Below are 13,243 nucleotides of genomic sequence, written 5' to 3' on the forward strand. Positions count from 1 at the left end.
GAGGGCGGGTCAGAAGAGCGCGCCGTCCGGAGGGAACAGGGCACCGTCGACGGGAGTTACGGCGTCGATGGGCCGGGGCGGCTTTGGCTTTGCTTTCCGTCGCTTGCGTGCTCCTGGGCGCAGGCCGGCCTCTTGCTCCTGGCGGTGACGGGCGTGGTTGAGTTCGAGCAGGCGGTCCAGGATCTCGACCTGCACCTGAGGGTGAACTGTCCACTTGAGGCCGCGTGGGGTTTCGTAATGGCCGTGACCGAGGTCGAGGTCGTCCCAGCCGTACGCCGAGGCTACAACCTTGTCCATCTCGATATGCATCTTACGCAAGAGAACAATGTCCGAGTCGTGGTTAGTCGAGGAATTTATCAAACCATAAAGCTTCGTCAGACCGATTTGTCGTTCAAACATAACCTTCACTCGGACCAAATTAAGATCCTCCCCCACGGACTTCTTGCCCGCCCCCAAAGAAGCGAGCGGAAAGGTTTCATAGATATCCGACGGCGTATAGCGCAGATCCCCTTTCAAAGTCGACCCCGTCGCTGCCGCCCACACACCATGAACGGAACTCGAAAGTAGACTAAAGACAGAGAAATCATCCGACGGAAAAACGACACAAGTATGACTTACCACAATTTGCGCCTCCACAAAAACAGGAAGAGCCGTCGAGCTCACGGTGGCCAGCACAAAAAAATTCTTTAACCCGGAAACCGCACCCTGCAGCGCAGGACGCTTTTCCGCGAACTGCCACCAGTAATCCCTATAGACTTTCCGCTTATTTTGTTCCCGAAAAGGCTTCACTGCATGTTGCACAATATCAAATGGCTCTCGATACTCGCGCGCCTGCTCCTCCGAGAGGTCGCCAAAATCAATTACCCATCGACTTGGCGAACTGTCAGGCCGCGAATTCAAGTCTTTGCCATTAAGATAAGGGAACAACACCTCCTTATTTTTAGGGTCCCGCTCGATCAGCGCGTGGGCCTCCTCGGGCTGGAGGATGAACCCCTCCCCCAGCACAATGGATCCCTGGAACGCCTGACCCTCGTTCGCCACCAACCGGAACGGCTTCCCCGTCACCCGCGACCGCGCATCAAGGGACGGGGTAATCCCCCGCACCTCAACTTCGTCCTCCCCGAGGACGTACTTCTCCTTCTCTCCCGCGTGCCCCGCCCACACCAAGGACACGTGCACGTTGGCGCTCCCCGGCCACGGCTGCGACTTGACCGCGCGGTAGATCGTCCAGCCCCGCTCGGTGACCTGGTCCAGTCCGACCTCACGGGTGTCGCCTTGGGCGATGGTGTTCGTGGCGATGATCCCGGTGCGCCCGTGCGGGGCGAGGCGCAGATTCCGCAGCAGAAAGTACGAACACAGGTCCGCGCTCCCCCGCTTCCCTCCGGCGACATCGGCCACCAGGTACTCACGAACGTCGGTCCCGAGCGTTCCGGTGAGCCGCTGCCCCCCGATGAAGGGCGGGTTCCCGACAACGGCGTCGAATCCGCCGTCGCCCATCACCTCCGGAAACTCCAGCGCCCAGTGCAGCGGCCGGATCGGCGTATCCCGCTTCCCGGTCAGCCAGTCCTCGACGCGTTCCCGTAGCTGGGTCTCCTTCTTGAAATTATAGGTAGCCTCGTCCAGGATCTCCGCCACCTCGTCGGAGAGCCGGCTCACCAGGTGGTTGTACGCGGCACGCCACCCGAGCTTCTTGCTCTCGGCGTCGCCATCCACCCACCGCTTATCGTCAAGATCGGGGTATCGGTCGGCGGCGATCGCGGCGGCGATCACCGCGTCAGCGGCCAGCCGCAGCAGCTCGGTCTGCTCCTCCGCTTCCCTCAGCATCTCGGTCTTGCGTTGCACGTCGACCGGGTCCAGTACCGGCGCGGCCTCGATCTCCTTTCGGAGCCGGGTGGTCTCGGCGAGTACCTGCTCGATGCGATCCGCGATGGAGGTCGCCTCGCCCTCCCGTTTGCCGACCCAGCGCGAGTTGACCTGCCGCCCCTCCACCGGATCCGTGTGGAACGCCCGGAGCTGTTCCTCGCTCACCAGCCCGACCAGCGAATCGCCGCAGCGCAGCGCGTGGTCGAGGAAGCTGAACGGCTTGTTCTTCGCTAGCGTTTCCAGCCACAGCGAGAGTTTGGCGAGCTCGACCGCCATGTCGTCGCGGTCCACGCCGTAGACGCAGGAGGCGGCCACCCGGCGCTTGGCGAACAGCCGGAGCTCGTCCAGGCTGTCGTCGCCGTCGACGGCGCCGCGGACCTCCTCGGGGACGCCGTCCCGCAGCCATGCCTCGACGATCCGGTCGGCGAGGTAACGACAGGCGGAGACCAGAAAGGCGCCGGACCCCATCGCGGGGTCGACGATCTTGAGCTTGAGCAGCTCGTCGGCCGGCTTCACCCGCCAAGTCTCACGTTCTGCGCCGTCCGCGGGCCCGGGCGCGTACACCAGCGGGGCGAGCGTGTGTTCGACGACCGTCTCCGCCATCGCGCGGGGCGTGTAGTGGGTTCCCGTCCGGCGCCGGTCGCCCACCTGGGTGAACAGCACCGATCCCGCCGGGAAGATCGTGGGATCGTCCCGCAGGTCGGTGCGGAGCAGGCCCCAGAACGGCGCCGTGCGGGCCGCGAGTTCGTCGTCGGAGTCGGCGGCGGCACGCAGGTCCGCCAGTTGTTCCGGCTTGGGGCTGGCGCCCATCCCCTTCTCCAGCTGGCGGCGGGTGGCGCCGGTCTGGTCAAGAAGCCAGGCCAGGAACTCCTCCTCGCCGACCGAGCGCTGTTCCTCCAGCTCACGCAGGGGAAGCTCGGGCTCATGCTTGCCGATCAGCCCCACATAAGGCTCGGCGACCTTGAGGCAGGAGAACTCCAGCAGGCCCTCGTAGATGTGACCGATGTCCTCGACGTCGAGCGCCTTGTAGGAGATGCGGGTGGCGGTTCGCCGTCCCTTGCCGCGCAGCATGAGGAGGGCGTCGAGGATCTGGAACACCACGCGGTCGGTGACCTTCAGGCGGGTGAGCCACTCGAACCTACCGGTGTCGAACAGTGACCCGCCGTAGGCGGGGATCCGGAGATCGGGGTGTTCCACACCGGCGTGGATGCCGTTGAAGAGGGCGAGGAGCCGGGGCCAGGCGGCGGCTCGGCGGTCGACGATCTCCTCACCGTAGCGTTCCCAATCGTCAGCCAGCTGGTCGAACAGCCGGGTGACCGAGTAGTGGTCGACGTAGAGATCGTCGCCGGGCAGCAGCCGCTGCTCCTCCGCATACAGCAGGAACACCATGCGCATCAGGACGGTGAGCGCACCCTTGTAGACCTGCCGTTCGGCGACGTCAGCGAGCAGATGGCCACGTGCCTCGCGGTCGAGGCGCGCGATCTCGCTGACGAGGAGTTCCACCGCTCGGCGAACCTGTTCACCCAGTTCTTCGGTGAGCTTGCCCTGCGCGTTGGCGGTACGCGCGAAGAGGGAGGCGGTAGACCCGGATGGCGAGCTGCCGTCGGTGTGGGTCTCGGGGATCTGGACCCGCCGGCCCGCGAGCAGCGTGGCGAAGGCGGACAGCAGGGCGCGCTCCTCCAGCCACAGGTCGGCGTCGAACACCCCGACCGACGTGGGGCCGCCGGGGCGAGCGTGCACGAGCGCCCACAGGCGGCCGTTGGTCACGAGCGCGAGCGGTACCAGGTCACGCCGGCACCGCGCGGCGGCCTGTTCCACGGCGGACGGCCGGTCCGCACGGGAGACGGTGAGGTCGCTGTCCCAGGGCAGCAGATAGCAGTGCAGACGCTGCTCGTTCTCGCCACGGGCACCGGGACCGAGAAGCGCGAAATCCGGGTGCCGGCCGCCGTCGGACCGGTCCGGCTCCGCCCGATACCTGCGCTGCCACCCCAGGACCTCGCCGAGGATCAGCTCGGTCCACTGCGACCGCAGTTCGCCGGGCGCCTCCTGCACCTCGTCCCAGGCCCGGCGGACCCGGCCACGGAGCTCGTCAGTGAGGCGGTCCAGCCCCTGCGGGAATGCCTCGGTGAGGACGTCCACCGAGAGGAACGGTCCGTCGGGGGCGAGCAGGCGGAGCCACTCCGCGTGCTGTTCGGCGGGCGTCTGCTGCGGTGCTCGGGGGCGACGACGTATGGGAGGCATGGCCCGAGGTTATCGAGCGGCTCCGGCCCCTGCCATGTCGTGCGCGAGACGGCGCTGGTGGGACGCGGCGTCACCCCCGGGCGGCCAGCGCCGCCGGCACCAGGAAGGTGACGGCCGCGGGGAACCACCTCGCCTCGGGATGGGCGTAGCGGTGGCGCAGGTTCTTCGCCTCCTCCTTCTTCTGGCGAGGGATGCCGGCCAGCCGCTCCTCCAGCGCCGTGCGGTCCCGGCGCAACTGGTCACGTTCCCCGGCTGTGAAGTCGAAGAGGCTGTCCTGGTGCCACTTCGGGGTGTCGTTGAGTGCCTCGCGGATGCCGCGGGCCAGTTCGTCCAGGACCTTCTGCACAGCGCGCACCTCCTCCTTGCACCGCGTTGCGAGTGTCTCCTGCAACTCGCCGGTGCGCCTGGCCGCGCGCTCGCCCAGGGCTTCGCGCAGCGGAGCCTCCAGGGCGGGCCACACCGCGCCCAGCCCCTGGCGGATCGATTCGGGGGCCGGCTCGTCGGTGGCGGCGGTCAGCCAGGAGGTGACGTCCTGTTCCGTCGCGGGGACGAACCGGCCGCCATCGATGCGGCCGCCGGCCGCCACGACCTCCTCGTGGAGGCGCGTCCCCGCAGCGCCAGTGAGGACCAGCCTGCCGTGGATCACCACCGCCGGGGTGCGCAACGTCCCGGTTCGAACCACCCGGGCGGTGACGCGGCGCAGGTACTCGCCGCCCGACCAGAGTTCCCGCCGGAGCAGCGTCAGGCAGAGGTCGACGAGGCGGTGCTTGAGGTGGAGCAGCACCAGGTCGTTGCGGCCGACGACGGCGTCGGGATCGAAGGTGATGAGACGTTCTTCGCCGGTCACGGGGTGCGGCAGACCGGAATTGCGGGCGCTGGCCCACGCTCCAGCGAGCTGCGGCAGGCGGAAGCACCGTGCGCGCACGCCCTCCGGCGGCTTCGCCTCGATCAGGTCCCTGCGGTGTGCGAGCCGCAGCGCGGTACGCACCACGTGTTCCAGGTTCTCGGGGGTGAGGTCGAGACTGGCCCGGCTCGCCGTGAGTTCGTCGCGCAGCCGTTCGAGCTCCCGGCGCATGTCGTGTTCGACGCGGAGCTTCGCCGCGCCGGAAGCGGCCCGCCGGCGGATCTCGACGTCGGTCTCCTGCCATTCGCTGCGCCGGCCGAGCATCTTCTGCTCGACCTGTGCGGCAATAATCTCCCCGGCGCTGCCAAGGTCCTCCCGGATCCGCTCGACTTTCTCCGCCGCGATGCGGAGGAAGCCCAGCTCGTCCTCCAGCGAACCGGCCGACGCCTCCTGCCAGCCGTGCGGCACGAAGTGCAGCACGTCTACGTATTCGGCGGGCTGGCCGTGCCGATCGATCCGGCCGTTGCGCTGCTCCAGCCGGTTGGGGTTCCACGGGATCTCCCAGTGCAGCAACCGATGGCAGTGGCGTTGCAGGTTGATGCCCTCGCTGGCGGAGTCGGTCGCAATGAGGATCCGTACATCGTCGAGTTCAGGGCGGTCGGTGAAGACGTTCTTGACGCGTTCTCGTTCCTGGACGTCCTGGCCACCGTAGAGGAGTGCGATGCGCTCGCCCTTGCTCCCGCCGTAGCCCGCTGCCAGCAGCCGTTCGTGCAGCCAGCGCTGGGTATCCCGATACTCGGTGAAGATGATCACGCGGTCGGTTCCCCACGCCGCGTCTTGACCTGGCCCACCGACGGTGAAGACGACCGGATCGAGCCAGTCACGCAGGGCCCGGAACTTGGCGTCAGGCAGGTCTTTGGCCTGGTCGGCCCAGTTACGGAGCCGGATCAGCAGGTCGTGTTCGTGGTGGGTGAGCGGCGGAGCGCCCCGCCGGGCGACGGCGAACGCCTCGAATTCCGCCTCCCGGTACTCGGCCTCGTGCTCGGCCGTCGCGTCCAGGCGCTCGGAGAGTGGCACGAGGACACGCTGGACCGTCTCTTCCGAGAGGGGGGAGGCGGGCTCGTCCTTCGCGAGCATGGTGGTCAGATGCGTGTCAACGGTTTCCGCGATGGCTTTAGGGGAGGAGAACAGGCGCTTCTTCAACAAGGTCGTGACGAAGTCGGCGCTGTGCCGGCTTCCCTGTTTCCGCCGGCTCGCCGCATACTCGTTGAGCAGCCGGTGGGCTTCACGTTCCGCAGCCGCGTATTCAACCTCCAGGTATCTGATTCGGCGCTGGGCGAAGCGAGGCTTGCCCTGCCAGTCGGTCCCGAGGTCCCGCTTGAGTCGCCGTACCATTACCCTGTCCCGCTGTTCCGGGGTGGGCGGAAGTCCGCGCGCGAAACGCCGCTCGTCGAGCATCTCCAACAGGGCGGAGAAGGACTCGGGGTAACCGTTGTGCGGGGTGGCGGAGAGGAAAAGCCGGTGCTCGCAGTGCGGGGCGAGCTCCCGGATGGCCAGGGTCCGCTGGGAGTCCACCGCGTATTTGCCGCGCCCGGCTGGGGCACAGGAATGGACTTCGTCGACGACGAGCAGGTCGAAGACACGCGGATAGCTGACAACGTCGGGGAGGATCTCACGAAGCAGGCGGCGTGGCCGTTCCCGCTTCAGCCAGTCGATGCTGACGATGAGCCGGGGGTAATGCGTCCACGGATTCGCGTACAGGCTTCGTTCACGCCGCAAGCGACGCAGCAGCTCGGTGTCGACGATGCGGAATTCAAGTCCGAACTTGTCCCGCATCTCGTCATGCCACTGCCGGGTGAGGCCTGCCGGGCAGACGATGAGCATGGTCCGTGCCCGGTGTCGCAGGTGCAGTTCCTGCATGACAAGGCCCGCCTCGATGGTCTTGCCCAGCCCCACATCGTCAGCGATCAGGAGATTGGTCCGTGGCATCTGGAGAGCGCGGACCACCGGTTCCAGTTGGTAGTCCTCGATCTCGATTCCGGAACGGAACGGCGCCTGAATTGCCGTGGTGTCGGCCGAGGTGACCGCACCCCACCACACCGCATGCAGGAAGGCGTCGAGCTGAGTGGGCTCGTCGATGCCTCCTGTCAGGTCCGGAAGCTGCGTTGACTCGTGAATCTCCCTTCCTGGTTCGATCTCCCAGAGCACGTCGATGCTCTCGTCCGGCGCGTCGTCCTCGATGCTGACGAGCGAGAGCACACGTTGTGGCTCAGCGGACGCCCGCACCTTGTCGCTGGAGGCGATGCTGCCCGTCTTGACATCGGAAACGACCCACACCCGATTACGCACGGTAACGAGTTGTCCGACCTCGGGCGTCGCTGAATCCTCGGTAGCCGGCTGAACCTCGATAGCCATGCGGTTTCGCTTTCGTGGGGGAGTGTCTGTTGAAGTACTACCAGGTCTGAACCGGGAACGGAGCGTTGTCCAGGGAGCTGAATCGGAATTGGGTGCACCGGTCTACGGCGAGTCCCGTCGTCAGAGGGGGAGGAGCCAGGCGGCCCGTTTCCCTGATAGCGGACGCCAGCCCGTGCCCGGCGGGAACGACCTTGGAGGCTTATCCACAGCGTCGGAATCGCGATGGAGCCGGCGGCGTACCTGCTCCGAGCATGGGTCCGGGATGCCCGGAGGGGTTTCCCGGAGTTCATGGGGAGGTTTTGCCATGCTGGTGGTCGGGCAGTCGTTGGCGGCGGTCGTGGTGGCGGCGGGCGCGTTCGCGGCGTCGGTCGGGGAAGTGGAGGTGCGCAGGCCGGTGGATGGTTTCGTGGTCGAGCATGTTCCGGCGGGGGCCGGGGCGCTGGAGTCGGACTTCGAGTTCGAGTGGGGGGACGTCGCGTTCACCGAGCGCGTGTGGGAGCGGCAGTTGGAGGGCGGCGGGTACCGGGTCGACCTCACCGTGGCGGTGCTGCGGGGGGAGCGGCTGTCCGACCTCGGCGCCACGCGGGAGTTCCTGACCGAGTACCACGAGCGCGATCCCGCCGGGTGGCGGGTGGAGCCGTTCCAGCACGGGGCGCGCCCCGGCGGGATCGCCGAGGATCTGGCGTTCTGGCAGGTGGAGCCCGGGGTCGCGGTGTCGGTTCGGGTGGATCCTGACCGGTTCGGCGTCGAGGATGTCCGGGAGACCGCTCTGGGGGTCCGCCCGGTGGAGTGACGGCCGGTGGTGCCGGGTGGGCCGCGGGATCGGCGGCCAGGAGAGTGCGGTGCGCCTGCACGCCGGCTCCCGGCCGCCCCTGGCCCGCTCGGCCTGCTCGACCTGCTCGGGCGTACGGGTCACGGTGCCACCGGAGGCGGGCCGGCCCGCCAGGGTGCTGGGCGGATCGGTCAGGCCGTGCGGGCCGCAGGGTCCTCCTGCGGCGGCGCGGCCGCCGGTCCGCCCGGTGTGCAGACCGCCGGTCCATCCGGCCGTGCGGGTCGCGGTGCCCACCGGCGGCGGCCGCCGCCGGTCCGCCCCGCCGCGCGGGTCGCGGTCCCACTGGAGGGGCCGGCGCGGCGGGGTGCCGGACGGGCCGGGCGGCCGGCCCGGCTGGTGGGCGCGGAGGCGCGGCTGTCGCTCCGACGTGGTGTGATGGGAGCATGAGCCGCGCCGTGGAGGAGTCCAACCGCCGGATGCTCCGGGCTCGCGACGCTATGGACCGCGACTACGCGGCCCCGCTCGACGTCGCGGCGCTGGCCCGAGTCGCCCAGGTGTCCGAGGCGCACTTCATCCGGACCTTCCGCTCCACGTTCGGGGAGACCCCGCACCGCTACCTGCAGCGCCGGCGGGTCGAGCGCGCCATGTTCCTGCTGCGCGAGACCGAGCGCAGCGTCACGGAGATCTGCTTCGACGTCGGTTTCGGTAGCCTCGGGACGTTCAGCCGGACGTTCCGCGACATCGTGGGCCGGTCGCCCTCCGCGTACCGCGGCGACGGTGCCGCGGTCCCCGTCGCCGGCGTGCCGGGGTGCTTTGCCATGGCGTGGACGAGACCGAGCGGTTTTGGAGAAGCGCGGCCAGCACGCCGCGACTAGCGTTACGGCCATGTTGAAATCGATCACGCACTCCCAGATCTTCGTCCTCGACCAGGACGAGGCGCTCGGCTTCTACGTCGGCAAGCTCGGGCTGGAGGTCGCCACCGACGCCGACCTGGGTTTCATGCGCTGGCTCACCGTGCGGGTGCCGGGCGACCCCGGGCGCGAGGTCCTCCTGGAGCGGCCGGGTCCGCCATCGATGGACGAGGCGACCGCGGCGCAGGTCCGCGAACTCCTGACCAAGGGCGCCACTGGCGGCTGGCTGATCTTCGGCACCGCGGACTGCCGGAAGACGTACGAGACGCTGCGGGAGCGCGGCGTCGAGTTCACCCAGGAGCCGACCGAGCACGCCTACGGGATCGACTGCGCGCTCCGCGACCCGTTCGGCAACAACATCCGGATCACCCAGCCCCGGCCGCAGCCGCCCGCGGGGTGATCCGGGTCCCGGGCGGCACGCGCTCCCAGCCTCCGGACCCTCGAGGGGGCCGCGCCGGCGGTCCGGGCCGGGGTCAGTCCCAGTTGTCCCAGCCCATCCAGTCGTCGAACCGGGTCTTGTAACGGACCCTCAGCGCCCCGCCCTTGACGGCGCCGGTGATCCGGAAGTGCGGGGCGGGCGGAGCGGGGCGTTCGGGGACCCGGCTGTCCACGTCACCGAACCACGAGGTGTCCACGTTGATGGCGGCGGTGGCGCCGTCCGGCAGCACGATCTTGGCGTCGCCCCACGACGCGGTGATCTCCAGGTCGACGACCTCGGTCAGCAGTGTGGCCTCGCGGAAGTTCAGCCGCGTCTCACCGTAGGGGTTGCTGACGACGACGCGCCCCGGCACCTCCCAGTTGCCGCGCCGGGCGATGCTGCCGGCCTTGGCGCGGAGTTCCAGGGTGCGGTCGACGGCGCCGGCGCCGGGCTGGCGGGCCGGGGCGGGGACCCCGCGGCCGGCGGGCAGGTCAGCGGTGAGCGGACGGAGGTCGCCGTAGGTGCGGGCGCGGTAGGCGAGGTCGAGCCGCTCGTCCAGTTCGTCCAGGGTGATCCGGCCCTCGGTGGCGGCCTGGCGCAGGATCTCGGCCACCTGCTCACGGTCGAGATCCGACGCCCGCATCGCGTCCGGTCCCCCTGCCCCGTCTGCGGTCATGGTTCTCCCGTCGATCCGCCCAACGCTCGCGTTTCATCGTAATTGCGCACCCGCGCGGCTCCCAGTTCCACGCGCGCCCTTTCCCTGCCGCCGGCCGACTGTCCACAGCCCGGGGATCGGACTCGCGGCACGCCACCCCTCCGCCGAACCTGGACGTATGCCGGAACTGTCCAGCGCACACGCGCTCGCCTCGACCCAGCACGGAGTCCTCGCCCGCCACCAGGCCCTGGCATGCGGCCTCACGCCCCAGCAGATCGGCCGGCTGCTCCGCCGAGGCGAGTGGCGCCGGCTGCGGACCGGCGTCTACCTGGTCCGCGGCGACCCAGCGCCCCGGCTCGCCGCCCGCGTCATGGCGGCCCAGCTGGTGTACGGGCCCCGCGCGGTGGCGGTCGGCCCCACCGCGGCCCGGCTGTGGCGGATGCAGGGCCTGCTCCCCGGGCCGGGGCACGAGCACGTGCACTTGAGCGTCAGCGGGTCGGCGGCGGCGCGGCACGACGGTCTGCGGCTGCACGGCTGGGACGTCGCCCCCGGCGAGGTGACCCTCTGCAACGGCCTGCGGATCACCACCCCGGCCCGCACGCTGCGCGACACCGTCCTGCTCACCGACCGCTACACCGCGGTCAGCCTTCTTGACTCTGCCCTGCAGAACGGCCTCGTCGACGCCGCCGACCTCCCGCGTCTGGAGGCCGCCAACGCCGGGCGGCGCGGCGCGCGGCTCACCCGGGAGTGGTGGCGGCTGGCCGACGGCCGGGCGCAGAGCACGTTCGAGACGCGGCTGCGGCTCCTCTGCCATGACGCCGGCATCCCCCCGGAGACCCTCCAGTACCCGGTGTACGGCGGCGACGGCCGCCTGGTCGGCCACGCCGACCTCGCCTGGCCCAGCTGGGGCGTGGTGGTCGAGGCCGACGGTTCTGACCCGCACTCGCTTCCGGGGCCGCTGTTCGTGGACCGCCGCCGCCAGAACGACATCGTCAGCTCGCCGGAGCGGCTGGTACTGCTCCGCTTCACCTGGCGGGACCTGCACCACCCCCGCGAGGTCGTCGCCATGATCCGCGAGGCCCGGGACCGCGCCGCCGCGGGCGCCGACCGCCCGGGCGGCGCACCGCCGGACGACGCCTGCGGAAAGCGGCGCCCGTGACGGCCGCAGCGCTCCGCCGCCGGCGCGGTGCCGATCCACCGCGCCGACGGGGAGCCCGCTCAGTCGGCGGCGCCGGCATCCGGCGGGAGCAACCGGCTCCGCGCCCCCACATGCGAGACGTAGAGCGCGTCACGCGCCCGGGTGCAGGCCACGAACAGCAGGTTGCGCTCCTGCTGCCGGATCTGCTCCAGCGCCACCGGGTCGCCCTCGGCGGCGTCGGTCGCCGCACGGGGCGGCACCTGCGACTCACCCACGCCCACCACCGCGACGCACCGGTACTCCTGGCCCTTGAGCTTGTGCATCGTGCCGACCCGGACCGCGTCGATGTCGTCCTCGGCGTCCACCGGCGCGGTGCGGATGCCGCGCGCCAGGAGCTCCTTGGCGACGTCGCGGACCACCCACCGGTTCCGTCCGGCGACCGCGATCGACGAGGGGGCCACCCCCGCCTCCAGCCAGGTCCGGACCCACTCGCCGAGCGCGGCCATCTCCTCGTGGCGGCTGGAGCAGCCGCGCACCACGGGCCGCGGCCCGCGCAGCAGCGACCGGTATCCGGCGAGGGTGTCGGCGTTGTCGTCGAGGCCCACGGCCGGGACGCGCCCGAGGATCGGCAGCGCCCAGTTCAGCGTCTCCTGGGTGATGCGGTAGCCGACGCGCAGCCGGTGCCCGCGCCCCCGCACCTGGATACCGAGCGAGGCCAGCGAGACCCGGCTGTCATAGATGCGCTGGTGCGGGTCCCCTGCGATGAAGAGGTCGTCCGGCCCCTCCGCGACGGCGGCGCGCAGCAGCCGCCACTGGGCGGGGTGCAGGTCCTGGGCCTCGTCGACGACGATGTGGGCGTAGCGTGGCCCCGAGCGGCGCAGGATGCGGGCCGCCTCCTCGGCCACCTGCGGGAACGACCACTCGCCGGCTACCCGCATGGCGCCGGTGTAGCGCCGCACGGTGTCCCACACCAGCCGCCGGTGCTCCGGGGCGAGGTGCAGGACACGGCCGCTGCGTTCGCACCGGATGTAGTCGGCCGGGTCGGTGAACCCGCGCGCGAGGATCACCTGCTCCCACTCGTCCACCAGGAACCGCCCGGAGTAGGGGATGCCGTCCGCCCGCGCGGCGTCTCGCCAGCGTTCCGCGATCACCTCCTTGGCGAGCGCGTCGGGAGCCATCCCGGAGTGCTCCTGCACGATCGCGCGGGCGAGCCCGTCGATGGTGACCACCTCGATGCGGGAGCGCACGTCAGGGTCGGGCACGATCCGGTCGAGGTGGCTGCTGAGGGTCTGGGCCAGCAGCCGGTTGTAGGTGGTGAGGAGCACCGGCCGCGTGCCGCGGCGTGGGCGGGCCGTGAGCGCGGCGGCCAGGTGCGCGGCGCGGTGCAGGGCCAGGACCGTCTTGCCGGTGCCCGGCCCTCCGGTGACCTGTACGGATCCGGCGAACCGCCCTTCGGCCAGTCGGCGCTGGTCGGGGTGCAGGGTGATCTGCCACTGGTCGAAGGGGCCGCGGAGGTGGCGGGCGATCTCCACGGGTCCGACCACCGCGGGGGCCGCCGGCAGGGGGGCCGGATGGTGCGGCACGTCGACGATGTCGATGACCGGGACGGGGCCGGGGCGGAACCTCCGGGCGAAGGCGAGCGCCTCGTCGTGCGGCCGGATGGTGATGAGGCAGTAGCCGTCCTCCGGTGTGGGCGCGACCACGCCGGCCCACTCCGGGCCGATCGGGAGCATCCGCACCCGGGCGTCGGCGGCGTCGTCGACACTGCCCAGATGGGGCCGGTCGCCTGCCAGGTACGCCTGCACCGCGGTGAGCGCGGCGGCTTGAACGCGGGTGTCGAGCTGGGAGAAGTCGTTGAGGAAGGCGGGGGCAATGGCGAGCTGAGGCACGTCGGGCATTTCCTCCGGTGGTGGGCTGCCGTGGGGACGCCGCGTGGGGAAGTCGGTTGCGGGGCAACCAGCGCGTCCACCAGTAGAGATGCTCGTC

At 70.2% G+C, this 13,243-nt stretch carries 8 protein-coding genes; 4 read left to right on the forward strand and 4 right to left on the reverse strand.

Annotated elements, in window-relative coordinates:
* Positions 1–9: 9 nt before the first annotated feature.
* Entirely contained in the window at positions 10–4,002 is a 3,993-nt protein-coding gene (locus DEF28_RS00375) for an Eco57I restriction-modification methylase domain-containing protein (protein ID WP_233514998.1), read from the reverse strand.
* Positions 4,003–4,174: 172 nt separating this feature from the next.
* A complete protein-coding gene (drmD, locus tag DEF28_RS00380; RefSeq protein WP_114396381.1) occupies positions 4,175–7,363 on the reverse strand; it encodes a DISARM system SNF2-like helicase DrmD in 3,189 nt (1,062 codons plus the stop codon).
* Between the two features lie 304 nt (positions 7,364–7,667).
* Here drmD and DEF28_RS00385 point away from each other — a divergent pair, with 304 nt between their 5' ends.
* The 3 genes from DEF28_RS00385 (at position 7,668) to DEF28_RS00395 (ending at position 9,446) form a co-directional block, all read left to right on the forward strand.
* Positions 7,668–8,156, forward strand: coding sequence for a hypothetical protein (locus DEF28_RS00385; RefSeq protein ID WP_114396382.1), 489 nt, complete (start codon positions 7,668–7,670; stop codon positions 8,154–8,156).
* A 422-nt stretch (positions 8,157–8,578) separates the two neighbouring features.
* Positions 8,579–9,010: a helix-turn-helix domain-containing protein gene (locus DEF28_RS00390; RefSeq protein WP_114396383.1), complete on the forward strand. Its 432-nt coding sequence runs from the start codon at positions 8,579–8,581 to the stop codon at positions 9,008–9,010.
* A gap of 10 nt (positions 9,011–9,020) precedes the next feature.
* Positions 9,021–9,446, forward strand: coding sequence for a VOC family protein (locus DEF28_RS00395; RefSeq protein WP_114396384.1), 426 nt, complete (start codon positions 9,021–9,023; stop codon positions 9,444–9,446).
* A gap of 73 nt (positions 9,447–9,519) precedes the next feature.
* Here DEF28_RS00395 and DEF28_RS00400 read toward each other — a convergent pair whose 3' ends face one another.
* On the reverse strand, positions 9,520–10,140 hold the full coding sequence (locus tag DEF28_RS00400; protein WP_233514999.1) for a DUF1707 SHOCT-like domain-containing protein: 621 nt from the start codon (positions 10,138–10,140) through the stop codon (positions 9,520–9,522).
* 157 nt (positions 10,141–10,297) lie between these two features.
* Between DEF28_RS00400 and DEF28_RS00405 the strand changes: the two genes are divergently transcribed.
* The gene (locus DEF28_RS00405; RefSeq protein ID WP_114396386.1) at positions 10,298–11,278 is read left to right on the forward strand and encodes a type IV toxin-antitoxin system AbiEi family antitoxin domain-containing protein; all 981 of its coding nucleotides are present in this window, start codon (positions 10,298–10,300) and stop codon (positions 11,276–11,278) included.
* Between the two features lie 59 nt (positions 11,279–11,337).
* Here DEF28_RS00405 and DEF28_RS00410 read toward each other — a convergent pair whose 3' ends face one another.
* Positions 11,338–13,146 (reverse strand): UvrD-helicase domain-containing protein, encoded by a 1,809-nt coding sequence (locus tag DEF28_RS00410; RefSeq protein ID WP_114396400.1) that lies wholly within the window; start codon positions 13,144–13,146, stop codon positions 11,338–11,340.
* Between the last annotated feature and the right edge of the window lie 97 nt (positions 13,147–13,243).

It is taken from the genome of Marinitenerispora sediminis, from assembly GCF_003336425.1.
Taxonomy (GTDB): domain Bacteria; phylum Actinomycetota; class Actinomycetes; order Streptosporangiales; family Streptosporangiaceae; genus Marinitenerispora; species Marinitenerispora sediminis.